This window comes from Chitinophaga pinensis DSM 2588, from assembly GCF_000024005.1.
In the GTDB taxonomy this organism is placed as follows: domain Bacteria; phylum Bacteroidota; class Bacteroidia; order Chitinophagales; family Chitinophagaceae; genus Chitinophaga; species Chitinophaga pinensis.
The window spans coordinates 5,712,619-5,738,670 of sequence record NC_013132.1 but is presented as its reverse complement, the minus strand read 5'-3'; the positions used below and the strand labels follow the sequence as shown (position 1 = coordinate 5,738,670).

31 protein-coding genes are annotated in these 26,052 nt (G+C 46.3%); 16 read left to right on the top strand and 15 right to left on the bottom strand.

The features are described 5' to 3' along the window. Positions 1–8: 8 nt before the first annotated feature. Positions 9–389 carry a DoxX family protein gene (locus CPIN_RS22780; RefSeq protein WP_012792204.1) on the bottom strand — a complete coding sequence of 127 codons (381 nt, stop codon included), beginning with the start codon at positions 387–389 and terminating at the stop codon, positions 9–11. Between the two features lie 103 nt (positions 390–492). Between CPIN_RS22780 and CPIN_RS22775 the strand changes: the two genes are divergently transcribed. The 4 genes from CPIN_RS22775 (at position 493) to CPIN_RS22765 (ending at position 1,955) form a co-directional block, all read left to right on the top strand. Then, complete coding sequence (locus CPIN_RS22775; RefSeq protein ID WP_012792203.1) at positions 493–834, top strand: winged helix-turn-helix transcriptional regulator; 342 nt, start codon at positions 493–495, stop codon at positions 832–834. Positions 835–919: 85 nt separating this feature from the next. Further along, positions 920–1,054 carry a hypothetical protein gene (locus CPIN_RS39480; protein ID WP_272867901.1) on the top strand — a complete coding sequence of 45 codons (135 nt, stop codon included), beginning with the start codon at positions 920–922 and terminating at the stop codon, positions 1,052–1,054. 67 nt (positions 1,055–1,121) lie between these two features. Then, entirely contained in the window at positions 1,122–1,646 is a 525-nt protein-coding gene (locus CPIN_RS22770; protein ID WP_012792202.1) for a GNAT family N-acetyltransferase, read from the top strand. 78 nt (positions 1,647–1,724) lie between these two features. Next, positions 1,725–1,955, top strand: coding sequence for a DUF4287 domain-containing protein (locus CPIN_RS22765; RefSeq protein ID WP_012792201.1), 231 nt, complete (start codon positions 1,725–1,727; stop codon positions 1,953–1,955). 27 nt (positions 1,956–1,982) lie between these two features. Here the strand turns inward: CPIN_RS22765 and CPIN_RS22760 are convergent, their stop codons facing one another. From CPIN_RS22760 to CPIN_RS39035, 5 genes are all read right to left on the bottom strand, one after another. After that, on the bottom strand, positions 1,983–4,010 hold the full coding sequence (locus tag CPIN_RS22760) for a serine hydrolase (protein WP_012792200.1): 2,028 nt from the start codon (positions 4,008–4,010) through the stop codon (positions 1,983–1,985). 132 nt (positions 4,011–4,142) lie between these two features. Beyond that, on the bottom strand, positions 4,143–4,613 hold the full coding sequence (locus CPIN_RS22755) for a MarR family winged helix-turn-helix transcriptional regulator (protein ID WP_012792199.1): 471 nt from the start codon (positions 4,611–4,613) through the stop codon (positions 4,143–4,145). Continuing rightward, positions 4,610–5,113: a GNAT family N-acetyltransferase gene (locus tag CPIN_RS22750; protein ID WP_012792198.1), complete on the bottom strand. Its 504-nt coding sequence runs from the start codon at positions 5,111–5,113 to the stop codon at positions 4,610–4,612. The genes CPIN_RS22755 and CPIN_RS22750 overlap by 4 nt, the downstream gene beginning before the upstream one ends. Positions 5,114–5,196: 83 nt before the next feature. After that, positions 5,197–5,259 (bottom strand): BBE domain-containing protein, encoded by a 63-nt coding sequence (locus tag CPIN_RS39665; RefSeq protein ID WP_369126337.1) that lies wholly within the window; start codon positions 5,257–5,259, stop codon positions 5,197–5,199. After that, the gene (locus CPIN_RS39035; RefSeq protein WP_187294680.1) at positions 5,256–5,393 is read right to left on the bottom strand and encodes a hypothetical protein; all 138 of its coding nucleotides are present in this window, start codon (positions 5,391–5,393) and stop codon (positions 5,256–5,258) included. Before CPIN_RS39035 ends, CPIN_RS39665 begins: the two co-directional genes overlap by 4 nt. Positions 5,394–5,575: 182 nt before the next feature. Between CPIN_RS39035 and rpiA the strand changes: the two genes are divergently transcribed. Beyond that, complete coding sequence (rpiA, locus tag CPIN_RS22745; RefSeq protein ID WP_012792197.1) at positions 5,576–6,283, top strand: ribose 5-phosphate isomerase A; 708 nt, start codon at positions 5,576–5,578, stop codon at positions 6,281–6,283. A gap of 26 nt (positions 6,284–6,309) precedes the next feature. Here the strand turns inward: rpiA and CPIN_RS22740 are convergent, their stop codons facing one another. After that, positions 6,310–7,353, bottom strand: coding sequence for an NAD(P)-dependent alcohol dehydrogenase (locus CPIN_RS22740; RefSeq protein ID WP_012792196.1), 1,044 nt, complete (start codon positions 7,351–7,353; stop codon positions 6,310–6,312). Between the two features lie 287 nt (positions 7,354–7,640). Here CPIN_RS22740 and CPIN_RS22735 point away from each other — a divergent pair, with 287 nt between their 5' ends. Continuing rightward, complete coding sequence (locus tag CPIN_RS22735; RefSeq protein ID WP_012792195.1) at positions 7,641–8,516, top strand: helix-turn-helix domain-containing protein; 876 nt, start codon at positions 7,641–7,643, stop codon at positions 8,514–8,516. A gap of 207 nt (positions 8,517–8,723) precedes the next feature. On the opposite strand, the gene CPIN_RS22730 is transcribed toward CPIN_RS22735, so the two are convergent. After that, positions 8,724–10,343 carry a dihydroxyacetone kinase subunit DhaK gene (locus CPIN_RS22730; RefSeq protein WP_012792194.1) on the bottom strand — a complete coding sequence of 540 codons (1,620 nt, stop codon included), beginning with the start codon at positions 10,341–10,343 and terminating at the stop codon, positions 8,724–8,726. A 179-nt stretch (positions 10,344–10,522) separates the two neighbouring features. On the opposite strand from CPIN_RS22730, the gene CPIN_RS22725 reads away from it, so the two are divergent. Then, positions 10,523–11,311: a M90 family metallopeptidase gene (locus tag CPIN_RS22725; RefSeq protein WP_222838145.1), complete on the top strand. Its 789-nt coding sequence runs from the start codon at positions 10,523–10,525 to the stop codon at positions 11,309–11,311. Positions 11,312–11,394: 83 nt separating this feature from the next. On the opposite strand, the gene CPIN_RS22720 is transcribed toward CPIN_RS22725, so the two are convergent. From CPIN_RS22720 to CPIN_RS22710, 3 genes are read right to left on the bottom strand one after another with little or no spacing between them, the layout of a single operon-like run. Continuing rightward, on the bottom strand, positions 11,395–11,709 hold the full coding sequence (locus CPIN_RS22720) for an MGMT family protein (RefSeq protein WP_012792192.1): 315 nt from the start codon (positions 11,707–11,709) through the stop codon (positions 11,395–11,397). A 27-nt stretch (positions 11,710–11,736) separates the two neighbouring features. Continuing rightward, complete coding sequence (locus CPIN_RS22715) at positions 11,737–12,126, bottom strand: hypothetical protein (protein ID WP_012792191.1); 390 nt, start codon at positions 12,124–12,126, stop codon at positions 11,737–11,739. 1 nt (position 12,127) lies between these two features. Beyond that, on the bottom strand, positions 12,128–16,333 hold the full coding sequence (locus CPIN_RS22710) for a DUF6531 domain-containing protein (protein WP_012792190.1): 4,206 nt from the start codon (positions 16,331–16,333) through the stop codon (positions 12,128–12,130). 158 nt (positions 16,334–16,491) lie between these two features. Here CPIN_RS22710 and CPIN_RS22705 point away from each other — a divergent pair, with 158 nt between their 5' ends. The 7 genes from CPIN_RS22705 (at position 16,492) to CPIN_RS22675 (ending at position 21,312) form a co-directional block, all read left to right on the top strand. Beyond that, positions 16,492–17,079 (top strand): Crp/Fnr family transcriptional regulator, encoded by a 588-nt coding sequence (locus CPIN_RS22705; protein WP_012792189.1) that lies wholly within the window; start codon positions 16,492–16,494, stop codon positions 17,077–17,079. Between the two features lie 104 nt (positions 17,080–17,183). Continuing rightward, positions 17,184–17,702 (top strand): YceI family protein, encoded by a 519-nt coding sequence (locus CPIN_RS22700; RefSeq protein WP_012792188.1) that lies wholly within the window; start codon positions 17,184–17,186, stop codon positions 17,700–17,702. 26 nt (positions 17,703–17,728) lie between these two features. After that, a complete protein-coding gene (locus CPIN_RS22695) occupies positions 17,729–17,947 on the top strand; it encodes a tautomerase family protein (RefSeq protein ID WP_012792187.1) in 219 nt (72 codons plus the stop codon). 37 nt (positions 17,948–17,984) lie between these two features. Beyond that, positions 17,985–18,719 carry an SDR family NAD(P)-dependent oxidoreductase gene (locus CPIN_RS22690; RefSeq protein ID WP_012792186.1) on the top strand — a complete coding sequence of 245 codons (735 nt, stop codon included), beginning with the start codon at positions 17,985–17,987 and terminating at the stop codon, positions 18,717–18,719. Between the two features lie 2 nt (positions 18,720–18,721). Further along, the gene (locus CPIN_RS22685) at positions 18,722–19,174 is read left to right on the top strand and encodes a nuclear transport factor 2 family protein (RefSeq protein ID WP_012792185.1); all 453 of its coding nucleotides are present in this window, start codon (positions 18,722–18,724) and stop codon (positions 19,172–19,174) included. A gap of 7 nt (positions 19,175–19,181) precedes the next feature. Continuing rightward, a complete protein-coding gene (locus tag CPIN_RS22680) occupies positions 19,182–20,264 on the top strand; it encodes an NAD(P)H-dependent flavin oxidoreductase (RefSeq protein WP_012792184.1) in 1,083 nt (360 codons plus the stop codon). 205 nt (positions 20,265–20,469) lie between these two features. Beyond that, a complete protein-coding gene (locus CPIN_RS22675; protein ID WP_012792183.1) occupies positions 20,470–21,312 on the top strand; it encodes an SDR family NAD(P)-dependent oxidoreductase in 843 nt (280 codons plus the stop codon). A gap of 114 nt (positions 21,313–21,426) precedes the next feature. Here the strand turns inward: CPIN_RS22675 and bla are convergent, their stop codons facing one another. From bla to CPIN_RS22660, 3 genes are all read right to left on the bottom strand, one after another. Continuing rightward, a complete protein-coding gene (bla, locus tag CPIN_RS22670) occupies positions 21,427–22,311 on the bottom strand; it encodes a subclass B3 metallo-beta-lactamase (RefSeq protein ID WP_012792182.1) in 885 nt (294 codons plus the stop codon). Between the two features lie 89 nt (positions 22,312–22,400). Continuing rightward, positions 22,401–23,369 (bottom strand): SRPBCC domain-containing protein, encoded by a 969-nt coding sequence (locus tag CPIN_RS39405; protein WP_012792181.1) that lies wholly within the window; start codon positions 23,367–23,369, stop codon positions 22,401–22,403. Then, positions 23,366–23,686, bottom strand: coding sequence for an ArsR/SmtB family transcription factor (locus tag CPIN_RS22660; RefSeq protein ID WP_012792180.1), 321 nt, complete (start codon positions 23,684–23,686; stop codon positions 23,366–23,368). The genes CPIN_RS39405 and CPIN_RS22660 overlap by 4 nt, the downstream gene beginning before the upstream one ends. A gap of 237 nt (positions 23,687–23,923) precedes the next feature. On the opposite strand from CPIN_RS22660, the gene CPIN_RS22655 reads away from it, so the two are divergent. Further along, positions 23,924–24,514, top strand: a complete 591-nt coding sequence (locus tag CPIN_RS22655) for a hypothetical protein (RefSeq protein WP_012792179.1) — start codon at positions 23,924–23,926, stop codon at positions 24,512–24,514. A 52-nt stretch (positions 24,515–24,566) separates the two neighbouring features. After that, a complete protein-coding gene (locus tag CPIN_RS22650) occupies positions 24,567–25,502 on the top strand; it encodes an alpha/beta fold hydrolase (RefSeq protein ID WP_012792178.1) in 936 nt (311 codons plus the stop codon). Position 25,503: 1 nt separating this feature from the next. Here the strand turns inward: CPIN_RS22650 and CPIN_RS22645 are convergent, their stop codons facing one another. Further along, entirely contained in the window at positions 25,504–26,034 is a 531-nt protein-coding gene (locus CPIN_RS22645) for a hypothetical protein (protein ID WP_012792177.1), read from the bottom strand. Positions 26,035–26,052: the final 18 nt, after the last annotated feature.

Below are 26,052 nucleotides of genomic sequence, written 5' to 3'. Positions count from 1 at the left end.
TAGTGCGATTATCTTCTCCAGGCGATAAATGCAGCTATTGCTGCAAATACGATATTAATACCAATCAGGTTGGCTTCGCCTCTGCTGATATGAAAAACACTGGCGGCAATCATCAACAGCAGAATACCATATGCGGCGTACCTGGTCAGCCGGGGCCATATTCGCAGTATGCCAGGTAGTACTAACCCAAGTGCGCCCAGGAAGTCTAGTATACCCGTAAAAACGACCAGGCCACGGTGTTCAGCTGTCCATGGCCACATGGCTGCCAGCTCAGCGGCGGGCTTAAATAATTTGGTGGCGGAAGCCCAGAGCAGGGTGGCGGATAAAAGTCCTTGTGCTACCCATAGTAAGATGTGCAGGATTTTCGATGGAGATTGTTTACTTGTCATATCGTTTTAATAACTAATGACGAAATTACCCTAGCTTTACTATCCAACGGATATTACTATCCCATTGGATAGCGCTATCCGGAAGGAAAGTAAAGCGAATTTTATGTTAGCAAAAGGTGGTTGTCCGAAGACAATGTTATCTATCAGCGATGCATTACAGGCATTGGAAGGTAAATGGAAGCTGTTAATCCTGTTTGCGTTATCTGATGGCGGACCCAAACGTTTTAAAGCGATCGCCAGAACAGTGAACGGTATTACCGATAAAACCCTTTCCAGGGAGTTAAAAAGCCTGGAAGCGAATAAGCTGATCAAAAGAGAAGTATATGATACCTTCCCGCCTGCTGTAGAATATACCATTACGCCGCATGGTTTATCCCTGGAGAAAGTGCTGGACGAATTACATTTCTGGGGATTGTCACATCGCCAGGAAGTGATTGGTAAATAGCCCATCTGACTACTTCAGGACCTTATCTGTCCACTTCCCCTGATCCGGTATTCCTGTTTTTCTTTACAGGAGTTAATTTACTGGTATGAAAAAGATAAAGGAATACGGGAAAATAGCGGTTGCAGTGATATTACTTACCGCGCTTTTAATAGCAGTTTTACTGGAGTTTACATCCGCCGGACAAAGTGCCGCTGCCAGCTGTATTGTCGGGGCGCCCTGACGGCTTGTGTTATCAGTAACTTTTACGCATGATTGTAGGATACAGCAGAAATAACTAGCATTGTAGTATGACAGACAAACCACTATCCGGGATAATGCTGGAGACAGAAAGGCTTGTGTTGCTGCAATATACAGCTGATTATAAACAGTCACTGCAAGCTATTCTTTCCAATGAAAGCATCATGCGATATGTGCTGAAAGGGCCCGTTTCAGCAGCTGATTATGATAGATTTATACAGTCTTATTTCGGGCACACGGCAGACACATTTGGGATGGGTGTTTTACTCCATAAAACCACGCAGGAAGTGATTGGCTTTGCGGGTATTCATCTTATAGAAATGAATGGCCGCGAGCAGGCAGAAATAGGCTTTGTGATTGAGCCTTCTTTTCAGGGGAAAGGTTATGCCAAAGAGATCGGCGAAGGGCAGATTCAGGCTGCCATTCGCAGTAACTATCCACAGGTATATGCCACTGTGCATCCGGAGAATACTGCTTCTAAGGCAGTGATCCGGAAACTGAATATGCACCTTGTTAATCCGGCCCTGCATATTCCTGACAGGGGTATCAGGGAACTTTATTGCTATGAGTCATAAAAGCCCCTCTTAAATGTCCGATCTGCCCATTCATTAAGTAACATCTTCCGGATATCTTTGAGGCATAAAGTTAAACGTATGTCATTTCAGGCTTATCTCGACAATATACAGGCAAAAACAGGCAAGACGCCTGCTGATTTCAAAAAGCTGGCGGAGCAGAAAGGGTTTCTTACAAAGGGCCAACTGGCTGGTGGTGTAAAAGCAGGCGAGATCGTACAATGGCTGAAAGATGATTTTGAACTGGGGCATGGTCATGCAATGGCGCTTTTTGCCCTGTTCAAAGGCACTAAAAAAGAAGGGGATAAATAGGTCATTATATACACCTGAAACACCTGCTTACTGAGCAGACGTATCAGGATCTTTGCCCTCTATCATGAACTTACGCATGTCGCGGAGCAGTTCATCAGAGGTATTGGAATTGGTGAAAAATACATAGCCTGCTTTAAGGTCTTTGTAGACTTCAAACAGGCATTTGAAATCACCGTTATTCCCTCCATGACCAAATGATTTACCCCAGGGCGTTTCCCTGATTTCAAGACTCATACCCATATAGGTAGGGAAGCGGGGCTGCTCCTTAGGATCATCAAATTTAAACTCTGAGTGTTTAGAAAGGATGGTATTGTAAGTTTCCGGTTTTAATCCTTTCTGTTCCATTAAGTAAAGCATAAAGCGGGTAAAGATCAGCGCTTCCGTATGCATAGAATAGGCCATACCCGGACTTTCCGGCAGATCCGCACTACTTGGGCGCAGGTTATAATGACCATTAGCGACTACCCGTTGCAGCGAATCATTTTTAGAGAAAAAGGTATGATATAATCCGATAGGTGTAACCACTTCTTCCTGCAGCACCTGTTCTACTTTCTTCCCGGTGATCTTTTCTACTACCATTTTGAGATATTCAAATCCTTCTCCGGAATAACCAAATGCAGTTCCGGGTATAAACTTCAGATCCAGTTTACCGTCACTATTCATAGACCGCCAGTTGGGAAAGCCTGTCCGGTGTGTGAGTACATGTCTGGCCGTAATCAGTTTGTATCGTTCATCATAGGCGATGTCCGGATAAGGCAGATATTCATACAAGGGCTTATCAAGATCGATAACCCCACGATCTGCCAGTCGTTCTACCGCAAAAGCAAAAACAGGTTTCGTAACAGAGGCCGCTTCAAACAAGGTGCTGTCATTGACTTTGTCACCTGTCATGGCATTACGCACTCCATAGGTTTTGTGATAGACTACCTTACCATCTTTTATCAGGGCGAGGGAAACGCCGGGAATACGGTAATATTCGCGGTAAGTTTCAATAAAGCGGTCTATCTGAGCAGCGGTAGAAGGGGTGAAATCAGCCAGTAAAACGCCCTTTTCAGGAATGATATCCGGCATAGGGGCAATGGAAAGGGTGAGATCAGGCGCTTTTACGTTATTGCCTGCCTTACTGGTAACGCTAACGGGTGTTTGCTGTGTGGCCACATACAATTTATCGTCCTGGAAAAGGTGATCATCTCCCAGTAATACCTCGTATTTACCAGGAGGCACGTTGGCGGAATAATTCCCCAGACTATCTACTTCCGCAGCTAACCACAGCTTTGGATCATTCGCGGATTGAAGGCGGATGACGGAAGGAAGTTGTACTTTACCAGGCGTATCCCACTGGATTTTGCCCATGATCTTCGACAATTTTGCACCGGCAGGGAGGAAAACTATGTCCCCCAGACTGTTTGGTTCCATGTATTTGGCAGCGCCCTTTCCCCAGGCTGACCAGGAGAAACTGCCATCCGGGTCTTTGTCGAATACGTGGAAGTCAAAACCGACGGTTTTACCTGTCGTCAGTTCACTGCCCAGCTGGATCCGCCATTCGTAGAAACGGGTATTCCCTTTTCTGACCATGGCTACCTGCACTTTATCCCAGTTAAGGGCACTGGCAAAAGGATCATAAAATGCATTATTGGTATTACGTAATTTTTTGCTGTACATGAAGGAGGCTACTCCCGAGCCGGAGAGCAGATGGCGGCCATCGATACTTACTTCCAGACCATCCTGTGTATTCCAGCGTACATTTGCGCTGGTGTCTTCCATAAAGTCATTGTCGGTAATAGTAAATGCCAGGTAAAGGGACTGATTATCCAGGCTGTAGCCGATCTGGAAGAAACCGGAGAAATCGGCATCATCCTTTGGTTTGGTATCCGAGAGGTGCATCGCGACGGGATACTTTTCGCTATTTTTCGGCCAGTCGGAAAAGTCACCGTCTACTATAATTTTGCCAAGGGGATAGGCATATGCAATACTACCATTGTGGGCGTACAGTTGTACGTTGAAAAGCAGGCATAAAAAGCAGATGCAGCTTGCTTTAACAGAGGTGAATAACATGATTGATAATTTATTGGTTTAATCCGGGGCAGCGTCAGTTGTCTTGTGTAAAGACGAAATAGTGCCCGGAAAGTTGCACGATACCAATAAATTATCCATGTTTTAGCGGGGGAGATACCCGTACCGGCGGACTTACATCTTCCTTTTTACCCGCTCATAAAAGCCTTTCATGGTAAATTGCTCTTCCACTTCGTCAATGGCCTTCATCAGGTTATGTTGTGTGTCGGTCAGTTCTTTTAAAGCTTCGGTCATTGCCTGCCAGACAGGCTGCATACGGGTAACGAGTGCCTTGCCTTTTGTACTTAGTCGCAAGAGGCGTTTACGCTCATCATGCGCATCCTTTTTACTCTCTATTAATTTCTCTTTTTCCAGCTCTTTTAAAAGGCTGATCGTAGAAGGATGCGCATAGCCTATTTCCGCTGCCAGTTCAACAACGCTGATCTCCGGCTTATGGTGTAAGGTATAGATGACAGGGAACCATTTGGGTTCAAAATCAATATTAAAGGCTTTATATATCAGCGCCCCGTCTTTACGGAGCTGATCACTTAAACGCTGTAATCTGGTCGAAATAGCGAGTATCCCTGATTCGTCGATAATATTCATGACTGAATGCTTAGATGGTAAAAAATCTCATCCGCGGCCATGCGGGGAAAATAGACAGGTAAATCATGGATGGCAATCTGGGCAAATCCGTTCCGCTCATAAAAGCGTTGTGCTGCTTTTAACACATTTACAGTGCCAAGATAAACATCTTTTATCCCTTTTTCCCGGCAATAGGCTATAAGAGTCTCTAAGAGGCGCTGTGCAATACCAAAATCCTTTCCCCGGTATTCCTTTTTTACAAACATCTTGCGGATGGCAGCGGCAGCATGTCCGGTGTCAATCAGGGCAATAGTACCAACGAGTTCATCATCCTTTAAAGCGCCCCAGAAATGGCCGCCCGGACGGGTATAAAATCCCTCGATATCGAGGAGGTCCGGCTGATCTTTCAACGTAACAGGAACGTTAAATTCGATCTGCTGTATAGGTAGTATGAGATCGATGATCTGCTGAGAATGCCCGTTAGACAGGGATTCAACGGTAAAAAGTGTAGCTGTTGTCATAAGTCAAATATATATGTACAAAACTACGTAGTTTTGTACATATATAGCTATTTAAATTAAAAAAGTAGGGGAGGGAGGTGTAATCACCCTGCCTGTATGGACAGGGCATGATGAAAGATATTCAATGGATCCCATGTCGCTTTTATTTTTTGCAGACGGGGATAGTTTTCACGGTAGAAGAAGGGATACGGATATAGGCCGGTTTGCCTTCAAAGCGTTTGTTGAATCTCTTTCCCGCAAGGTCCGCATAGCGTATATCGTCAGGTGTGATCTTTTCCACTGGCGTAACTTTTATAAGATGATGAGTTGCTTTTTTCTGATGCAGTAATGTGAAGGAGCTATCTTATCTTGTAAGCATAGCGTAGGTTTCGTAGGTAGTAAGTTACCTGTTTTATCTGAAAATTATGAACCCTGTAAGCGCCTGACGGAAAATGATTAATATTATCAAAACATTCAGTACTGATGACAGACTATAAACTGGAAGCAGCGAAAGCAGCAGCATTAATGATCAGCGCCGGACAAACGATCGGTCTCGGAGGGGGTAAAACAATTGCGTACCTGGTAGAGCAACTGGCAGCTCAGCCGGCCTTACAGGCATCGCTGACGGTTACCTCTTCGTCATTTGATACGACCGCATTATTGCATGAAAAAGGATTTAAACTGGTAGCGCCCGCGTTTGTCGGCAGACTGGATATTTACTTCGACGGATGCGATGTATTTGATGCGAACCTGAACGCATTGAAGAGCGGAGGAGGTATTCATGTGATGGAGAAATTACTGGCTTCAGCAGCAGATAAGTTTGTATTACTGGGAGATGAAAGTAAAGCACAGCCGAAACTGGATACGAAATATCCAATGGTTGTAGAATTGCTGCCACAGGCCCTGGAGATCGTCAAACAGGCAATAACGGCACGGTATCCGCAAACGCGGTTTGTGCAACGTATGAGCACTGGTAAGATAGGAGCGTTGATTTCTGATAATGGTAATCTGCTGGCGGACGTATATTTTGAAGCATTCCCTGATCTGGAACAGCTGGATATACAGGTGAAAATGCTGCCGGGAGTGGTGGGACATTCCCTGTTCTTTCAAATGGCACAGCAGGCCGTGATAGCAGGAGAAGAAGGTGTGAAGTATATATATCCTGCTGTTAACCACCAGGTCAACGGCTAACAGCAGGATAAGTATGTTTAGTCAGCTTACAAGGTAGCCATATCGATCACAAAACGATATTTTACATCGCCTTTTATCATCCTTTCATAAGAAGGTGTGATATCCCTTATATCGATGATCTCAATGTCTGACACGATATTGTGTTCAGCACAATAGTCAAGCATTTCCTGCGTTTCAGGAAGACCGCCGATGGAAGAACCAGCCAGGCTCTTACGTCCGCCGATGATGCTGAATGCAGCAATCGGAGATGGCTCAGACGGCACGCCTACACAGATCATCACACCATTTGTCTTCAGCAGACCCAGGTAGTCATTGATGTCGTGTTTGGCAGATACGGTATCCAGGATGAAATCGAAAGTACCCATTTGCGCTTTGAACTGTGCTTCATCTTTTGTTACAACAAAGTGATGTGCGCCCAGTGCTTTTGCATCTGCTTCTTTAGCAGCAGAAGTGCTCAGTACAGTTACTTCCGCGCCGAAGGATACGCCGAATTTAACTGCCATGTGTCCAAGACCCCCCAGACCAACAACGGCCAGTTTGTGACCTTTACCTACTTTCCAGTATTTCAGCGGAGAGTAAGTCGTGATACCGGCACACAGTAATGGCGCTACGGCAGCCAGGTTGAGCTTTTCGCTGATTTTCAGTACAAAGTCTTCGTTGACTACAATCGTATTGGAATAACCACCATAAGTAGGTGTTTTGTGGTCCTGTTCGGTACCGTTATAAGTCTGGGAGTGACCATTGGTACAGTATTGTTCCAGTCCGTCTTTACAGTTGTCGCAGCTACGGCAGCTGTCTACCAGGCAACCAACACCTACCAGGTCGCCTACTTTATATTTCTTAACATGAGGGCCTACTTTTGATACCTTACCTACAATCTCGTGACCAGGCACCATCGGGAAAATACCGGGGAACCATTCATTTTTTATCTGATGCAGGTCAGAGTGGCAAACGCCGCAGTACAGGATATCAAATTGTACATCGTGATTGCCAACATCCCTTCTTTCAAAGTTCCAGGGTGCTAAATCGGACTCAGGGGTCTGTGCTGCATACGCTTTCGCTTGAATCATGGTAGTAATGTTTTTAAGTATAACTGCACCTGGCAATTAAATGTTTACGTGTTCTGTTTACAGAGGCAAAATTCAGTTATTAAGAGAATTATCATAGCACTTTACGGTCCATGTTTTTTGACTTTTACGTCCAATGCATTTTTTTATACGGGGCAAATGGCTTGACAAAAAAGGTCAGCGTCGTACATAAAGACAGATCTGGACGTTTTTGCAAATAAATATGGACTAATTAGTCATAAAATCAGCTACTTGTATTGTAACTTCGTAGCTATCAAATTTTTATAGGATTGAACACAAAAGTATTGAAGATTCCGTTTGGATTGATCTCTGCCCCGCATTATCATAACGCATTGAAACTGGATGGATTGTCTATTGTAGAGTCCTGCTCGCATACCAATTCAACCAGCAAGAAAGGGAGTCAGTACCTGGAAGAAGCGATGCTGCTGGTGGTATTGGAAGGGACAAACGTGATCACGCACGGGAAGATGGAATATGTGATCAGGAAGAATGAGATGATCCTGATGAAGAAGGCTTCACAGATCAACTACGACAAGATCGGTAATCCCGAAATGGGCTATCTGTATGAAAGTATGATGTTCTTCCTGAAGGAGGAATTCATTATCGATTTTATAAAAATGGCCAGGATAGAATCTGTGGAAACAGCAGAAGCAGCCAGGATCTGTCCGAAGCCTGTGAACGACCGCCTATTGAAATTCTTTGAGTCAGTAAAGCCTTACTTTCATGACCAGGAACAGATCGATGGTGGACTGATCAGACTGAAAATGCTGGAGCTGCTATATGACCTGACGAGTACAGACAGGAATCTGTTACAGCAGTTATTACAGCTGAAACAACAGGTTTATGCAGATATACCCACTGTTGTAGAGGAAAATTATGCTAATCCCATATCGCTGAATGATCTGGCTTATCTGTGCGGCAGAAGCCTGAGTAGTTTTAAGCGCGATTTCCATGCTATTTATCATACGACGCCTGCTGCCTGGATCCGTCAGAAACGCCTGACAAAAGCAAGGGAAATGCTGGCAACGGGTATGAGCGTAAAGAATGTGTGTTATTCCCTTGGATTTGAAAGCAGCGCACACTTTTCACGTTTATTTAAGGCACACTTTGGTCAGTCACCTTCTGCGAGCAAGCAACTGATATAGACGAAGTTTTATCTGCTTCGTTGAGTAGGATACGGCCTCCTGGCGTTGACACAGGTACATTTCTAAGGATATGCCGCCGAGTATTTCCTGACGTAATTTAGTTCGCCATACTTCCTGACCGTCATTGGTCCGGGATAGCTGCCACAGAGCCGTTGCAGCCGATAATCAGTGTGTCTTGTTGCATAGATATAAATCAGGAAATGAGTTTTACTGTGCAGCAACATACTCAAAAACCCTGGCAATCACCTCTGCTCCCGGATCGGGAATATCTCTCAGCGTATTTTCAGCCAGGTAAGAAGAACGGCCGAATTTTGTATTGAGTATTCTTCTGGTGCTTTCTGCCCCTTCACGTGCTTGTAAGGCAGCTTGTGCCAGCGAGGTATCTAAAGCGGCAAAAGCAGGTTCCAGGGCATCTATCATGGTTCTGTCGCCAACTTTTGCACCCCCGAAATGTTTGACGCTTTGTAGTCCTGCGGATAAGGCTTTCCCAAGATCTGCCTCTTCTGCATAAGCACTGCCTGCAGCCGTGAAGAGAATAGACAATAGTACGCCGCTGGATCCACCGGCTTGTCTTGCCATCAGGCGACCAATAGTCGTCAGGAGTTTATCCGTCTCATTCAAGGGTAGCTGGTCAAGATGGGAGAGTATCAGTTTACCCGCCAGCGCAAAAGTAGAACCGGCGTCTCCGTCTCCTACTTTCGCATCCAGCATATTGATCTCTGTTTCGATGCTCACCAGCAGACTGGCAATACCTTGTATCAGCGCTCTCACCGTTGCATTGGCGGAAGCAGGATATTGAATGGTAGGCGGCAATACCGGACTTTCTACCGTTATTGGCGTTTTAAAGCGGTGCAGCTGCCAGGCGGAAGGCTCCGCATAAGATAGCAGTAAACGCTCAAGTTCATCAGATAACTGCAAGACGGATATGGAGAAACCGTTCATATTGATGGAAGACATCATCGGAGAGGGACCAATGAGATAATCCACCTGTGCGGCAAAAGTGCTCTTCCGGAAAGAATTGACCAGGAGGCCCATTTCCACCGGACTGACACCGCCCATATTATTAAAGAGCAGTGCATAGCGGCTATCGGGAACTGCTAAACTTTCCAGTAACTTTTTTACAACGATCTCCATCAGCTTATCTGCCTTATCATAAGGAATGATATCGATGCCTGGTTCACCATGTATGCCTAAGCCCAGCTCTACCTGGTCATCCCGCAAACGGGAGTGGAATGCCTGTCCCAATTGCCGGTATTCTGATAAGGATAGACCGATCGAAGCAATCTGTCCTGCAACAGTATGAGCAACACGGCTTACTTCTGCAAGCGAACCACCTTCTTCTGCCAGTTGTCCGGCTATTTTATGGACAAACAGTGTTCCCGCAAGTCCTCTTCTGTGTACTTCCTTACCAAGCGCAATATCGTCTCCCACGATCAGCGTTTCAACGTTATAACCTAAGGCGCGGGCCTGTTCAGCGGCCAGACCGAAATTCAGTCTGTCGCCGGTATAATTCTTAATGACAAGCAAACATCCCGCTGGTCCGGTGACTGCCAGAATAGCCGACAATACCGCATCCACAGAAGGAGAAGCGAATATATCGCCACAGATAGCCGCAGTCAGCATTCCCTTACCCACAAAACCCGCATGGGCAGGTTCATGCCCGGAGCCTCCACCTGAAATAACGGCTACTTTAGACTTATCCCAATCTTTTCGCACGACCACGCGTACCTGAGGGAAACTATCCAGTTTGGCCAACCTGGGATTGGTTAACAGGCCATCAATTGATTCATTTACGATCTGGTCAACTTCGTTTATAAAGAACTTCATAATATTTCTTTTCAGCGGGTTATGTCCTGTAATCTTATCTTAAAATAAGCATAAAATTACCGATTACAATGCATTAGGGCATTGTAATAATTATGGATTCTCTTTCCTGTTTGCCAGTCCCTGCTTTGGAACCTGGCAAAGTGCGGTGGCTGCTGGTGTATTTTACTTACATTTAATGCATGATGTTCTATACAATCGGTTTATTATTATTTTGCCTGGTCATCGTACTCTACATGCGCCGTAAGAAGGAAAAGCAGGCAAAGGATCAGACCCTGGCAGGTATTTATAAAACTTTACTGAATGACCATATCCGTTATTACCAGCTCCTGGATGATAAAGAAAAGGGGAGGTTTGAAGCACTGGTCAATGAGTTTTTACAATACGTGCGTATTGAAGGTGTTGGTACGGAAGTCACTGATCTGGACAAAGTGTACGTTGCTGCGAGTGCTGTAGTCCCCATCTTTGGTTTTCCCGACTGGAAATATCGTAATCTCACCAACGTGATACTTTATCCGGATACCTTTGATCACAATTTTCAGTTTGAAGGAGATGAACGGAATATACTGGGCATGGTAGGCTCCGGTTATATGAACGGACAGATGTTATTGTCCAGAGCAGCTTTGACAAAGGCATTTTCCGGCTCACCCGGTACAGAGCATACGGCCATTCACGAATTTGTTCATTTGCTGGATATGTCAGACGGTGCGACAGATGGTATACCTGAGAATCTGATGCGACATGAATATACTGTACCCTGGTTGAAAATGATGCATGAGGAAATGCGTCGCATCGAGCAGGGACGATCAGATATCAATCCGTATGCATTGACAAATGAGGCGGAATTTCTGGCAGTGGCTTCGGAGTATTTCTTTCAGAAACCGGAACGATTCAAACAACATCATCCTGAAATGTATGCGCAAATGAGCCGGATTTTTGGTCAGAAGCCACCAACAACAACAGATAACTGATGTTTTGCAAAAAATAAAGCCCTGGGGAAGTCTGTTTCCCCAGGGCCTTCAGCTGTTATATGGAGGATCAGCAGTAAGGCTGCTTATAGTTCGCTGGATGGATCCCAGAACAACTTTCTGAAGTTAACTATTTTATCGTTTTTTACCTCAACACCTTCTTTCTCCAGTAGCTTTTTGCGGGCTGCAATGCCGCCGGGTTCTCCTGTCAGTCGTCCCTGACTGTTTACCACGCGTTGAGCAGGCACTTTTTTTCCGCAGACGCCCATTGCATGACCGACCATACGGGAGTAGTTCGCCATTCCCAAAGCTTTGGCGATTGCGCCATAAGAAGTGACACGTCCTTTGGGTACCAGGCTGGCGATTTCGTAGACGAGTTTATTGAAGTCCGGGTCTGTCATAAACGGGCTGTTTTTAAAGACATAAAGTTAGTCTTCTTCTCCCTCATCTTCATCTTCGCCCTCATACAAGATGTAATCCGGATTCAGCTCATTTTTCTGAATGAAATCTTCCTCCCAGTCAAGGTAAGTATCCATAGGAAGGACGGCATAGCTGCTTAACGAAGGATCCGGCAGGTCCCGCAGCATATTATAGGCAAAGTCAAAGATGGTCAGATGGTCCAGTAATGCCATCTGGTTGAAGTCTTTCGGCGGGAAGTTCTCAAGGCTGAGATGCCCGCTTTGTCCGATGATATCACTGGCGGATTCCTCTGATTTACCAAAGAATTCCTGCAGACATGCCTTCAGAATTGCCAGGTACGTTTCCGGGTCGAAGAGGATGATATCGCCTGATTCATTACTGTATGTTATACTACTCATTTTATACGCAACCTTTTAAGAATTTATCAAAGAGTTTTGCTGCCTTATCGGTGAAGATGGCCAGCTGATGTCCGAGTCTGCCGTCCGGCTGTAATTTAACAGGTTTCGGCTTACCTGCTTTTTTACTGGCTTTGAGAGCGATCATTGGCCCTTCGACACCGTCAAAGTCATGCGCCAGGGTACCCGCTCTTCCCTGTTTAACATAGTCTGCCCATTCATCTGAAGCGCTGTCAAATGTTTTAATACTCAGCTTGGCCAGTTCGCTTTCCGGTATATCATAATGGATCACAGAACCGCCATTTTTCACCCAGCTACGTGCCTGTTCCAGGTCATTGGTGACATAAAAACCGCCCTGTCCAGATGGGTTGAAATCGAGGTTAGGCCGTCCTGTTGAAGGATCGACCCCGCCTAATACACCCTTTGTGGCGCCCGGACTGGAAGTAGCGTGATAGAAGTCTACCAGACCAAATGGATCCAGTATCAGGGTCGGGCACCTGGAATATTCATAGAACCGGCTGCCGCCTTCCAGTCGGATCGGATCCTGACTGATATACAGTCCTTCCAGCGGACTATAATATCGGAAACGGTTATAGTATAAGCCCGTTTCGACATCTTCATATTGTCCCTGCCGGCGGAATGGAATAAAATCGCTGGCGCCGGCTAACTTACGCAGCTTTCCATAAATATCCAATTCCCCTTCCCATACCTTTTCCCCGGAGGCATCGTAGGCTTCCGCCGGTGTACCCAGGTAATCGGAGAGGATAGCATATCTGGCGTCTTGGGTCAGCTTAGCGACCGGTATCAGCGTACCTTCTTCAAATACCCAGGTGATCAGATTTTCAGCAGGCACAGGTTCCGGATGATGCTGCCTTATATCTCCCAGTTCGTCAATTTCAATTGCAGGCCGTTCACTGGCAGGATAATGCCATTGATGGAGTGTGATATTACCATCCCATACAAAGCGCGTAATCTGTCCCTTATATTGCTTTTCTATGCGTCGTCCCAATGCGTCGTAACGGAACTCCACGACCTTGTTGTCAGGACGGGTCACTTTCTTCAACATGCCGTTGCCATACCACTCGTATTGCCATACTGCATCGGCAGCTTTCAGATCGATCTTTTTCACCAGGAAGCCTTCCTCGTCATAAATGAAACGGGCCTCTGTACTTTCGGCCAGTTTACCACCGGGGCCGTATTTGCGATCATTCCTTGCCTGTGTACGGTAAATATTACCTGTTTTATCAGGCAGGCGATAGTCATACTGACCATCTTCATATTGCGCCCAGGTCAGATTACCGGTATCGTCATGACTGTATTTAACGACTCCATGGGTAATGCCATTGACAATCTGTTTCAGTTGCTGGGCCGCATCCCAGCTATAATGTCTGCGGCGGATGCTGTTGCCACCGATAGTAGCGACATAGCTTTCCGGCAAGCCCAGTGGGTTGTAGGTGCAGGTACTTTCTATTCCGGCGGGTAGTATACGCCCGATTTCCAGTCCTTGTATATTCCGGAGGATCTCCGTATGCCATGGCTGAGCAGATCCTGCCACATCTGCCTGCATACCGGTGACTTCACCCAATGCATTGCGCTGTATAAGCAGATCAGCTCCCAGACTGCTTTGCACCTGCTGACGGCGATTGTGTTTGTCATAGGTACTGCTGACGGTAAACTCATTCTGATATTCCTGCACAATACGTCCCATGGCATCGCGTTGCAGTCTGACCGTGCTATGCTCATTCATCGCTTCTATCAGCTGACCGTTCCGGTCGTAGCTATAGGTTTCCCAGCTGCCGTCACTATGTTCTGCCCGGGTCACGCGACCATTGAAATCATATTCATATTCCGTCCAGCGGTGGCCGGGACGTTCGGTCCTGACTACTTTGCCTGCCGCATCCCGGTGGTAATGTCTCTGTATACCGTCAAAGCCGGTTTCATGGATAATATCTCCACGGCCATTACGACCCAGGCGGTACATTTCTCCTTTTTCGTTGATCAGACTGGTCAGCTGTTCTGCATTGTTATACAGGAAATGGAGCTTAGCGCCATTCTCTTCACGCATCCTGACACTGCCCAGTGGGGTGTATGCAAAGCGGAGATGCCGGTTCCTGTCTTTTGCCTCTACTACCTCGTTATAGGCATTGTATCGTAGTTGCAGCTGATTGCCGTCGGCGTATAAGATCTCCGTAGCACGGCCCAGCAGATCATAACGGAAATGCTGCTCCTGCTGGAGGGAATTGACTGTATGGATACATTGTCCCCAGGCATCGTATTGCCAGCTGCTATGGCCTCCATTTTGCAGGATAAGTGCTGAAATATTGTGGTCTTCATCATATTCCAGCAGGGTACTGTTGCGCTGTCTGTCTTCTACTTTTACCAGCAGTTTCTTTTCATTGTAACTGAAAATGCTCATTCTGCCGTCCGCTTCTGTAAAGCTGTGCAGGAGTCCCTTCAATGGTCCCTCTTCATAATACACATAAGAGCGGCTGCCGCCCTGTGCGCCTACGCTGAGTAAGAGCCGGTCTTCATCATCATAGTTGAAGAATATTGTACTGCCATCCGGGTGTATAATTTGAGTGCGGTTGCCTTTTTCGTCATAGGCATAACCGGTTACATTGGCTTCTTCATCTATTTCCCGGTAGATCTCCGCATCTTCTGTATATGCTGTGAACTGCGAGTTGCCCAGCGGATCTTTTATCTGTGTCACCAGGAAGTCTGGTGTGTAGTAGTAAGTGGTGGTCTGACCGAGGGCATTCGTTACCAGGTTATAGCCTTCCTGTGGATTGTATTCGATCCGTCCTTCCAGCAGCCCTTCATCTCCCCAGGTATGCACACAACGTCCTTTGCCGTCATATTCCCAGTAAAAGCTTTGTCCGTTACGGTCTGTTTTCTTCATCATCAGGTGCTGATGATATTGCATCCGGGTTGTCTGTTCCAGTGCGTCAATAATGGCGGTCATATCACCAGCGGTATTATATTCATAGCGGACCAGCTGTTTCTGTTGTCCACGGTGATGCGCACGGACGCCCGTAATACGTCCTTTGGAGTCATTTTCTATATGCAGGTGTCGTCCTGCACTGTCGACGATACGGATCAGAGCTCCCTTGTTATTGTAGTGAAAACTGATCATGAATCCGGCTTCATCACTGATGGAATAAAGCCGGTATTCGGTATCGCCAGGTTGTAGTGAGCGGAAATGATAAAAGAGTCGTTCCTGGTGATTGAACAGCAGGTATTCATCCAGGTCGGTCCGGGTGAGTGTCATCCTTTCAGAACGGTCAAACTCACTGTCACCAGGGTAGGGGAGTCTGTCGAATATAACACGGCGGCCATCTCCCAATAATAAGCAGGTCGCTTCTTCTTCCGCGAAATCCAGCACCCGCATGTCATAGCTTAAATGAGTACCATGACCTAGTGGTCCCTGATAAGTACTGTCACTGTTCCAGCAGCGTTCCCAGCTAAGCGGGATGGGACCGGGCAATTCAAAGTCCGTACCCTCATATACCACAATGCCCTGCACGAGATCAACCGGTTCAAAACCCATCTTACAAAGCAGTCCGCTGAGTTTGTTACTACCCAGGCTATTCTGCCGTGCCAGGTTGAAATCAGTGATTTTCCTTTTAGCTTTTTTAGCCGCTTTGCCCAGTTTCTTTAAGCCTTTTCCCAATCCTTTCATCAATGCGCCAAAGCCAAAAGACATGACCAGGTTCAGTAATGCACCTGCCCAATCCGGTATATAAGGACCGCCGACCATTACAGGTTTGCCAAAGGACAGCGGAATAGAAAAGGAGGTTGGCAGATATATGCTGGGAATCGGCTTCAACTTCTTTCCGGGCTGCAGGGAAAGCGGGATACCAATGTCATTGCAGGTCATCAGCATGTGTCCGGAAGGCGTCATGAGATTGCCTTCTACTTTGACGGTCTTACTACCGAAGAAGTTGACAGAATCGTGTCCGATCATAGGAGCCAGCAGAAAAGGGCCGCCCATTGGAATATGAAATAATATGATGATAAGACCGGAGGTGTCGCTTTTACCCCTGGGCACATGATTTACTTTGGTGGTGGCCCCGATAAAGGGGATATAGTCCATGGGATCAATCACCAGACCGATATATGGATGTGGCAATGGAATGGGAAAACCGAGCAGTATTACAATGTGAATATCGAGTCCTATAACAGGCGTAAAGTGTTTGTTACTGACGAGCATACACGAACTGATTTTTGGGTCACTATGGCGTATTCAGCGGGTTAACGTCTGAATGAGTTAATAAACGGTTGTAATATAAGACTTTTGCCTTAAAAAAGGCGCATGACATCATGCGCAAATAATCCCTACCTTTAGCCTCGTAAAGCGACAGCCGGCATATGAATATCACAGATGCAAAAGCACTCTTAAAGACACATATCAGCAAAGTAACAACGCTCACAGATGAGCAATTTGACTATATCTTCTCTCATTTCCAATACCAGCAATATAAGAAAGGACAAACCATCGTTACAGAAGGGAGACCGATAGACTGTGAATACTTCGTATTGTCCGGTTGCCTGAAGTCTTTCTTTATTAACGACGAACTGAAAATGTTCATCCTCCAGTTTGCCATGCCGACCTGGTGGACTTCCGACTATAATGCATTGTATAGCCATAATAAGGCGACTATCAATGTAGACTGTATTACGGACGCTGAAGTACTTTGTCTTAGTAATGAAGACAGGGAAAAACTATGCCGGGAAATACACAATGTAGAATACTTCTTTCGTTGGAGAACCAATAAAGGCTACGTCGCCAGCCAGAAAAGGCTGTTATCGTTTATGAATAACAATGTTAAATACCGCTACGAGGAGCTGTTGGCACTCTATCCGGAGCTGTATAATATTGTTCCGAAAAACCTCATTGCCGCTTACCTGGGTGTATCCCGGGAAACCCTCAGCCGCCTGTATACCCCTGAAAAGTGATCTGAATCACATATTTCCAGATGTGATGTAGGTCACATGACGGCCCCGATTTTCCGACGGACATTTGTGTTGTAATCAAAACGCAAACACAAAACACGAATAAAATGGAAAATCAAACATTTCACATTATCAATGCGCAAAGCAATATTGATTGGGTTGGTAAAAAAGTAACCGGCGCTCATAATGGTACAATTGCCATCAAAGAAGGCCAGCTAAGCGTCAGTGGTAACCAGCTGACCGGCGGTACCTTTGTAGTAGACACTACCTCTATCAAAATACTGGATATCGCTGATCTGGCCACTAATGCGCAGTTCCTGGGCCACCTTGTTTCTGACGATTTCTTCTCTACACAACAGTATCCGGAAGCTACGCTGGTCATCAGATCCGTGTCAGGTACACATATCAACGGAGACCTTACGATCAAAGGTATCACACATCCTGTGAGCTTTGATGCAGCTATAACCGTCAATGGTACGCAGCTGAGCGCCAGCGGTAAGATCATCATCGACCGTACTAAATATGACATGCGCTTCCGCTCGGGCAATTTCTTCAAAGATCTGGGCGATACCCTGATCTACAACGACTTCGAATTATCTATCACCTTAACCGCTAAAGCTGCCTAAGCAGCTTTGGCTCAAAACTTATCATCATGCCTTACGTAAAGATCGAAGTAACCCGTGAAGGTGTTACCAGAGAACAGAAACAGGCCCTGATCAAAGGGGTGACAGACCTGATTACCGATGTCCTGAATAAAGATCCTCAGTTGACACACGTAGTGATCCAGGAAATAGAACTGGATGACTGGGGTTTTGCCGGAGAGCAGGTATCGGTACTGAGAGAAAAAGGGATTACAGCAGATAAAAAGTAAACAGACAAACATTACATCATTCATAAAAAATATTCAAATGAAAAAGCAAACAGTGATTGTAACCGGCGCTTCCTCAGGTATAGGTAAAGAAGTAGCGCGTTACTTTTTAGATAAAGGCGATAATGTGGTCATCAACTCCTCCACCGCCGAAAAACTGGAACAGGTATATCAGGAGCTGGGCGCAGGTACAAATCTGGCCATGGTAGCTGGTAACGTAAAAGATAAAAGTACCGGTGAACGCCTGCTGGCAGTAGCACTGGAAAGGTTCGGCGGTGTGGATGTCCTGGTGAACAATGCCGGTATTTATGAAACAAAACCTTTCCTGGAAGTAGACGAAGCTTATCTTGATCGTTTCCTGAACACAAATCTGAAAGGAACCTTCTTTACCACCCAGGCGCTGCTGCCACAGATGCTCAAACAGAAAGACGGTACCATCATCAATATCGGTACGCCGCTGGTATATCATGCATTAGGCGGAGCGCCATCTACCGCGCCGATATCTTCCAAAGGCGCGATCCACTCGCTGACCCTGCAACTGGCCGCTGAATTTGGTAAACAGAATATCCGTGTCAATACCATCGCTCCCGGTGTGATCCGCACACCGATGCATGGTGAGGATGCAGACCAGAGCGCAGGTATTCATCTGCTGAACAGGGTAGGGGAAGTAGAACATGTAGCACAGATGGTATATGCAGTAGCAAAAAATGACTTCATCAGCGGTACCATTATAAATGTAGATGGTGGTATGGGCGCTGGTCATAACCTGAATTGATCATGAAAAAGCTTTTATTGGCCGCTTTGTTGTTCGGGCTGATTCCCGTACTGAAAGCACAAAAATCTGTGAAGATGGAAAACAATAAGCAGGACTCCCTCGCTATTGCCGGGGTACTGGAGAATGATTACTTTAAGGCCATTTATGAGGGCGATACAGACCGCCTGGGCAATATACTGTATCCCGGTACCCTGCTTTTCGGAGACGTAAAGGGACAACCTTACGCTAAAAACAGGGAAGAATACCTGACAGGCGTTAAAAACCGTCAGAGTCCGAAGGATTCCGGTAAGCCTTTCGAATGGAAGATCATATCCGTTGACACAATCAATTCGATCGCGGTAGCAAGGGTCATGGTAAAAATGTATGACTTTCTTTACGACGAATTCCTTTCTTTTCATAAAATTGAGGGTCGTTGGGTGATTGTCAACAAAATGATAAGCGACATCAGTAAATAAACGCGCTATGTGGTATCAGACAAAAGCATCGGAATTATTAGGCATTACGTATCCTGTTTTACAGGGGCCTTTTGGCGGTAATCTGTCCTCGGTGGAATTGGTGGCTACAGTGTCAAATGCAGGCGGATTAGGCGGCTTTGGAGCCTATTCTATGAGTCCGCAGGAGATCGCAGCCCTGGATGAGCAGATCAGAAACGCCACTGATAAACCGTATAATATCAATCTGTGGGTGAATGATACAGATGCGGTTGATGGCACGGTTACAGACGAACAGTTTAGACACACGCAGGACGTCTTCCGGCCTTATTTCGATCAACTGGGTATTGCATTACCTGAGAAGCCAGGACCATTCCGCTCACGGTTTGAAGACCAGGTAGCCGTGATCCTGGACCGGAAACCACCGGTATTCAGCTTTATGTTTGGTATTCCATCCGCAGATATACTGGAACAATGTCGTAAGGCCGGTATTGTCACAATCGGCGCCGCTACCACACCGGATGAAGCGATCGCGTTGGAAGCAGCAGGCGTAGATCTGATCGTGGCTTCCGGGTTTGAGTCTGGTGGACACCGTCCTTCCTTCCTCCAATCTGCAGAAGCTTCTACAACCGGTACTTTCGTCCTGGTGCAACTGATCAGAGAAAAGGTAAAGACCCCGGTGATCGCGGCAGGAGGCATTGCCAATGGAAAGGGAATTGCTGCGGCACTGACACTGGGAGCAGATGCGGTGCAGATAGGTACGGCCTTCCTGGCCTGTGAGGAATCAAATGCGACGCCTTTACACAGGGAAATGCTGTTCTCTGATGCAGCCCGACAAACCACATTGACCCGCGCCTTTACCGGTAGGTTGGGCCGGGGAATCGCCAACAGGATTACTTCAACGCTGGCGCCCGATACAAAGAACTTTCTGCCCTTTCCTTTACAGACTACCTTCCTGTCATCTCTACGTAAAGCGGCGCTTGAAAAGGAACAGTGGGACATGATCTATTTCTGGGGTGGTCAGATTGCCCCGTTATTAAAACATAGAAAAGCCGCCGGATTGATGCAATCGCTGCTGGAAGAAACAACAGCGTATTTCGGAGGTAGAAAATAATAGTCGCGGAGTGCTGCAACAGGCTTCAGCGCCCCGGGAAAAGAATCTTGGTGTGGAACCGGGTGCACAATGATCATCTGTCATATTTACGGTAAGTAGGTTTTGCCGGGAGTACCCGGACAGATAATCATATGCCCGGAAAGGAAATACTGCATGGATGGGTTGTTGTCAGTAGCTGTTGAGTGTAATTGTAAAACATAGTAAGATGAACAATTCAAAAGTATGGTATGTGACGGGAGCTTCCCAGGGACTGGGACTGACCCTTGTAAAAGCATTGCTTGCCAATGGTTACAGGGTAGCAGCCACCTCCCGCGATGCACATAAAATGAGTAAGGCCGTGGGCCTCATAGATAATGAACGGTTTCTGCCGCTGGTGGTCGATCTGAATAATGCAGACTGTATAGACGACTCCGTAGAACGGACACTGGCCGCCTTTGGCAGGATCGATGTGCTGGTGAATAATGCCGGTTATGGCATGACCGGCACAGTAGAAGAGACAACTGCGGAAGAGATCAGTCAGCTCTTTGCGGTGAATGTATTGGCCGGTATAGCAGTTGTGAAACGTATACTGCCGGTAATGCGTACCCAGCAATCGGGGCATATTATAAATATTGGTTCCGTGGCAGGTTTTGTAGGTGCGCCCGGATGGGCTATCTATTCCGCCACGAAAGCAGCCATTGCTGCATTCTCGGAAGTATTGGCCAAAGAAGTCAGCGAATTTGGAATAAAGGTAACAGTCGTAGCACCCTCGGGATTCCGCACAGGCTTCCTGACGCCTGACTCGCTTTCAAAGATCGCTTCGGGTATAGCAGGATATGAACTGGTAAAAAGAACACAACAACAGTACCTGGCGATGGATGGACAACAGGCCGGTGATCCCGATCGGGCTGCTGCTATACTGATCGCATTGGTCGGACAACCAGCGCCGCCGCTACATCTTTTCCTGGGAAGGGATGCTTATGTCAGGGCCGCCAGAAAACTGAGCACTATGAAAGAGGAGCTGGAGCAACTGAAGGATATTTCCGTCAGCGCGGATTTCGATCAATAAGTCTTTGTCTGCTCTTTTCGTGATTAGCTTTTTTCGGAAGGCCACTATATCTTTAGCTCCAGAAACTATATAAACGAATAATGCCTGACAGTACCACTGCCAGGCATTATTCGTTTATTCTTCTTTTACTCGTTTATCATATATCTGCTGCCATTCATCCAGCACGTCGTCATATCCGGCACGGTCACTAAAAGCGGCGGGATTATAGGCATCCCCCGGTTGGTGTTTTTTATGCAGTTCATACTGACCGGCATGAGGGGCCAGCCACAGGTCAAATTTCAGTGCTTTCATAGCCTTCAGCGTATACGCATAATCTTTACCTACTTCCGGGTACAAAGGCATGCCGCTTAGTTTCGTATCATTCAGTATAGAAGGAATGTTGGCGATCAATACCTTGTAAGTACGTACAGCGTCTTTTACATCAAACAGGAAACTGTTAGCGCCGGGCGTATGACCCGGATGCTGCCGCATTACGATCTTCATGCCGCCAAGTTGTATGCTGTCGCCGTCGTGTAGCAGCCTGTCTGCTTTGACGGGTAAGAACATACTGCCTTTGCCTCCCATGACATAATCAGAATTGCCGCCATCTGCCAGTAAAGCGGCATCTTTCTCGTTGACCATCATTTTGGCATGTGTCTGTTGTTTAACGGCTGCCATGGCCCCAACATGATCGTAGTGCGCGTGTGTGGTCAGCAGGATGCGGATATCTTTAAATTTGAACCCCAGCGTCTTCATGTGCGCTTTGATCAGTGTATCAGAACCGGCTACTCCTGTATTGATCAGGATATGCCCTTTAGGTGTTGTGATAAGGAACATACCCAGGTCATATGTACCGATATAGTAGAGATTTCCTGCAATGCGGAACGGCTGGTAATCTGCCGACCATTCTTTATCGACATACAGGTCTTTTATCAGTTTTTGTGCCTGACTCCGGGGTGTCATTCCTCCGATCAGGGCCGCTATTAAGGCAATGGGTAACAATTTTTTAGGCAATGTCATGCGTAAGATATTTGAAGACTGCGAATGTAGGAAAAAAGAAAGCCACTGAGAACAGTGGCTTTGGAATGGCGTGATATATGTTGAATAAATTAGTTGGCCTGCTGGTAGTTGACCATCCAGTTGATGCCGTATTTATCCTTAAAACTACCGTAGTAAGCACCCCAGAACATGTCCTGCAGCGGCATGGTGATTTCGCCACCTTCTGACAGTGCCTCAAAGATCCGTAGCGCTTCTTCTCTGCTTTCAGGTTCCAGGTTAATATGCATATTGTTGCCTTGTGTCAGGTTGAAGCCCATTTCTTTCGGGGCATCCGTCGCCATCAGGATGGCGCCGCCTATTAAAGGCAATTCCGCATGTAAGACCATTTTCTTTATTGGTTCTGCTATCGGAGGATTTCCTGCGTCAGCGGGTATATCGCCAAAGCGCTGTATGCCATTCACGAAGTCCGTCTTAAAAACGGATTTATAGAAAAAAAGCGCTTCTTCCGTATTACCAGGAAAATTAAGGTAAAAGGAGACCCTGGCTTTGTTGCCCGGTTTCTTTTGTTTTCTCAGGTAAAACTGGGCACTGATATAGGCATCCAGGTTTTCCAGTCCCATGGAGAAGCCTTCCTTGAAGCCCATCTGAAGGATGGTTTCCAGGTCGGACAGCTGATTAAAGCGTACCTCTATATTCACGACAGTCGTATTATCCGGTCGCTCATTAAAGCGGTTATTCCAGCGCATACGGGGCTGATCCGGATTCAATATGCCGTTTTCATCGCAGAATGCATCGATACCTGAATAGCTTTGCTCGGGTTGAATGGTTTCGTAATCAAACAGGCACCATTGTTTATCGCCCTCAGGGCCTACCATGGCATAATGCCATCTGCCACCTTCACGGAAATCCATCGATTTTGTTTCAGCACGGTAGGGCTTGGGCGCCCACCACTGGTCAAGGATCTCAGCATCCGTCCAGGCGGTCCATACCAGATCCAGCGGGGCATCAAATGACCGGTCTACTTTGATCCTGTTGTTTTCCTTGTCTACCACAAAATCAAAAAGAATTGCTTTACTCATTTCTTATTTTTTTTGAGGTTGGATAATACATTGTCAAGTTGATCAAATCGTATCTCCCAGAGCTTACGGAATTGTTCGAGCCATTTGTCTATCTCTTTCATCTTCTGAATTTCAAGGTGATAGTAAATCTCTCTACCCTGGTGTTCCTGTTTAACAAGTTCACATTCTGTCAGAATACGCAGATGCTTTGATATGGCCTGGCGGGTCGAATCAAAGTGCTCTGCAATGCCGTTCGGAGTCATGGCCTGTAACGCTAACAGCGCTATAATAGCCCGTCTTGTCGGGTCTGCAATGGCCTGGAATATATCGCGTCTCATTTTCGCCTTGGATTTTAAGAAACCAGTTGGTTGCAAATATATATGCAACCATTTGTTTTCTCAAAAATATTTTTTTAAAAGTTGTCTTGGTAGTGGATGACATTGCTATCTTTATCCGCTACAGGCCGATCTTTAAGTAATAGGGGTGGATTGAGTCTCGCTACTCATAAAAGCCCGCCAGCCGGGGAATTGCCATTTTTAAATCCTATTTTAGGGTAGCCTGCCAAACGATACCTCATGAAAAAAATCATCCATTTTTTTAAAAAATATAGTTTCAGCATACTATTCGTCTGCTTTTTGTTGGTGTTATCACAGTTTGTGCTACCGGCGCTCCAGCAGGACTACACCCGTGCCAGCATACGTGCTTTTAAAAGCGAATACGGATTACCTGCGCTTCTGGTCGTATTTATCGGGAACTTCCTGTATCAGTGTGTCGCTTTATGGTGGAGGTTCAGGCACAATATTAACATTATCAGGCGTCGGTGGGTCCGTATTGTACTGGGCGGATTTTTGCCCAAGTCAATCACCGTGACGATGCTGGTTTTTTGTATCCGGGATGTGTTTATTGCACCGGTGCTGTTCATCAACGGACTGTATACCCATGGCGCCTCTGAAAGAACATATGTGGTGCACTTCCTGCGGGATACCACCAGGGCGCAATCGGCCATATTTCTTTCTGACATCGCTTCAAAAGAGCATACCGACGAGAAGGTGCTGCAGCAATATGTTTACAATACCGCATTAAAGGAGTCCGACACCGTACGTATCAGGTATAAAACAGGCTTACTGGGCATCTCTTTGCCCGATATTAACCATACAAAAAAATAGTGAGGAGAAAAGGACATTTTGGAATAACTTAGCCCGTACAATAGAGCTTTAGATGAAACGTTTTTTAGTGACGCTGTCCTTTCTGGTACTGTTTTTTGTCAATTTTACACACGCACAGCCTTCCTATATCAAAACCTTTGGTGATCCAAAGGATAAACCACTGATCTTTTTGCATGGAGGACCAGGCAGTAATGCCGGTTCTTTTGAAATCACCACCGCAGAGAAAATCTCCGCTATGGGGTATTTTGTCGTGGTGTATGACAGAAGGGGAGAAGGACGTTCTGCTGATCCGAAGGCCAAATATACTTTTCGTCAGACCTTCGACGATCTGAATGCTGTTTATAAACGTTTTGCGCTTAAAAAGGCGACGCTGATAGGATATAGTTTCGGAGGATTAGTAGCCACACAATTTGCGGACAAGTTCAGTGATAAAGTATCTTCCCTGGTATTAGTCAGTTCTTTGCTTTCTTTACAGGATACTTACGCCGCCATTCTGGAGAAGTCCGGACTTATTTTCCGGGAGAACAGCGATACGGCCGGTTTAAGACGATTAAGTACAGTTGCATCAATGGACAGAAGCTCACTTGAATTCAGGGCCAATTGCTTTTCATTTGCCACAAAGAATGCATTCTTTGCTACCCCGCATCCAAATGAACTATCTGTCTCCCTGAATGAAATAATAAAGTCGGATTCCATACTGATGCACTTACGCGCAGATACCAGCAGTGTTGCCGGCAGAGGATTCTGGCGGAATGAAAAATATACCACCCTCGATATCTCGCCTAAATTTGAGCTGCTCAAAAACAAGCATATCAATATCTTCGCTTTCTACGGTAAGGACGATGGTCTCTTTTCTCCGGCACAGCTGGAACGTTTAAAATCCCAGTTGGGTAGTGATCATGTCTGGTACCTGGATGATTGCTCCCATGCGGCTTTTATCGATCAGCAGACGCTTTTTATGGAAGCCATCGCCTCCTGGATCCGCTAAGCTATTCGCACAGTGCTTTTGCAAACTCTTTCGTGGTGTACGCATTGCGTATTTTCTCCGCGACACGCACGCCGCGTTCTGCTTCACTGTCAGGTTTGATCTCTTTCTGATCTTCCAGATAACGGAGGATCTTACCATCTTTCACATAAAGACGATGCTCGATCTTGGAGTCCTGTCCATCGGCAGAACTACCTACGGCCACTTCATAGCTGAAGATAAATTTGCCTGACTGGTAGTAATATTCCTTGGTCCAGCTGCCATCTCCGATCGCACCGGTTTCAATGATCTTTACGATCTCTTTTCCATTGAAGAAATATTGCACAGCACCATCGTCCGTACAGCCGGCTGCTTCATAGGTAAACTTCTCATTGCGTAATGTCAGCCCGTTAATGCGCTTAAATTCGCTTCTGATGGAGTTAATGTCAGCCTGACCGGCTGCTGGTGTCTGGGCTTTCTGCTGTGCACTGACTTTTGCAAAAGGCAGGCTGCACAACAATGTCATCAGGGGTAGGATGTTAATCTTACGGTTCATTTCAAGTAAAGAATATTT

Coding starts and splice junctions, on each gene's coding strand:
- CPIN_RS22760 (WP_012792200.1), bottom strand. CDS start 4,010: ATGTTATTCACCTCTGTTAAAGCAAGCTGCATCTGCTTTTTATGCCTG.
- CPIN_RS22775 (WP_012792203.1), top strand. CDS start 493: ATGTTAGCAAAAGGTGGTTGTCCGAAGACAATGTTATCTATCAGCGAT.
- bla (WP_012792182.1), bottom strand. CDS start 22,311: ATGACATTGCCTAAAAAATTGTTACCCATTGCCTTAATAGCGGCCCTG.
- CPIN_RS22645 (WP_012792177.1), bottom strand. CDS start 26,034: ATGAACCGTAAGATTAACATCCTACCCCTGATGACATTGTTGTGCAGC.
- CPIN_RS22715 (WP_012792191.1), bottom strand. CDS start 12,126: ATGAGTAGTATAACATACAGTAATGAATCAGGCGATATCATCCTCTTC.
- CPIN_RS22700 (WP_012792188.1), top strand. CDS start 17,184: ATGGAAAATCAAACATTTCACATTATCAATGCGCAAAGCAATATTGAT.
- CPIN_RS22755 (WP_012792199.1), bottom strand. CDS start 4,613: ATGAATATTATCGACGAATCAGGGATACTCGCTATTTCGACCAGATTA.
- CPIN_RS22660 (WP_012792180.1), bottom strand. CDS start 23,686: ATGAGACGCGATATATTCCAGGCCATTGCAGACCCGACAAGACGGGCT.
- CPIN_RS22765 (WP_012792201.1), top strand. CDS start 1,725: ATGTCATTTCAGGCTTATCTCGACAATATACAGGCAAAAACAGGCAAG.
- CPIN_RS22750 (WP_012792198.1), bottom strand. CDS start 5,113: ATGACAACAGCTACACTTTTTACCGTTGAATCCCTGTCTAACGGGCAT.
- CPIN_RS22690 (WP_012792186.1), top strand. CDS start 17,985: ATGAAAAAGCAAACAGTGATTGTAACCGGCGCTTCCTCAGGTATAGGT.
- rpiA (WP_012792197.1), top strand. CDS start 5,576: ATGACAGACTATAAACTGGAAGCAGCGAAAGCAGCAGCATTAATGATC.
- CPIN_RS39405 (WP_012792181.1), bottom strand. CDS start 23,369: ATGAGTAAAGCAATTCTTTTTGATTTTGTGGTAGACAAGGAAAACAAC.
- CPIN_RS22695 (WP_012792187.1), top strand. CDS start 17,729: ATGCCTTACGTAAAGATCGAAGTAACCCGTGAAGGTGTTACCAGAGAA.
- CPIN_RS22675 (WP_012792183.1), top strand. CDS start 20,470: ATGAACAATTCAAAAGTATGGTATGTGACGGGAGCTTCCCAGGGACTG.
- CPIN_RS22655 (WP_012792179.1), top strand. CDS start 23,924: ATGAAAAAAATCATCCATTTTTTTAAAAAATATAGTTTCAGCATACTA.
- CPIN_RS22770 (WP_012792202.1), top strand. CDS start 1,122: ATGACAGACAAACCACTATCCGGGATAATGCTGGAGACAGAAAGGCTT.
- CPIN_RS22725 (WP_222838145.1), top strand. CDS start 10,523: ATGATGTTCTATACAATCGGTTTATTATTATTTTGCCTGGTCATCGTA.
- CPIN_RS39480 (WP_272867901.1), top strand. CDS start 920: ATGAAAAAGATAAAGGAATACGGGAAAATAGCGGTTGCAGTGATATTA.
- CPIN_RS22705 (WP_012792189.1), top strand. CDS start 16,492: ATGAATATCACAGATGCAAAAGCACTCTTAAAGACACATATCAGCAAA.
- CPIN_RS22780 (WP_012792204.1), bottom strand. CDS start 389: ATGACAAGTAAACAATCTCCATCGAAAATCCTGCACATCTTACTATGG.
- CPIN_RS22685 (WP_012792185.1), top strand. CDS start 18,722: ATGAAAAAGCTTTTATTGGCCGCTTTGTTGTTCGGGCTGATTCCCGTA.
- CPIN_RS22650 (WP_012792178.1), top strand. CDS start 24,567: ATGAAACGTTTTTTAGTGACGCTGTCCTTTCTGGTACTGTTTTTTGTC.
- CPIN_RS22710 (WP_012792190.1), bottom strand. CDS start 16,333: ATGCTCGTCAGTAACAAACACTTTACGCCTGTTATAGGACTCGATATT.
- CPIN_RS22680 (WP_012792184.1), top strand. CDS start 19,182: ATGTGGTATCAGACAAAAGCATCGGAATTATTAGGCATTACGTATCCT.
- CPIN_RS22720 (WP_012792192.1), bottom strand. CDS start 11,709: ATGACAGACCCGGACTTCAATAAACTCGTCTACGAAATCGCCAGCCTG.
- CPIN_RS22740 (WP_012792196.1), bottom strand. CDS start 7,353: ATGATTCAAGCGAAAGCGTATGCAGCACAGACCCCTGAGTCCGATTTA.
- CPIN_RS22730 (WP_012792194.1), bottom strand. CDS start 10,343: ATGAAGTTCTTTATAAACGAAGTTGACCAGATCGTAAATGAATCAATT.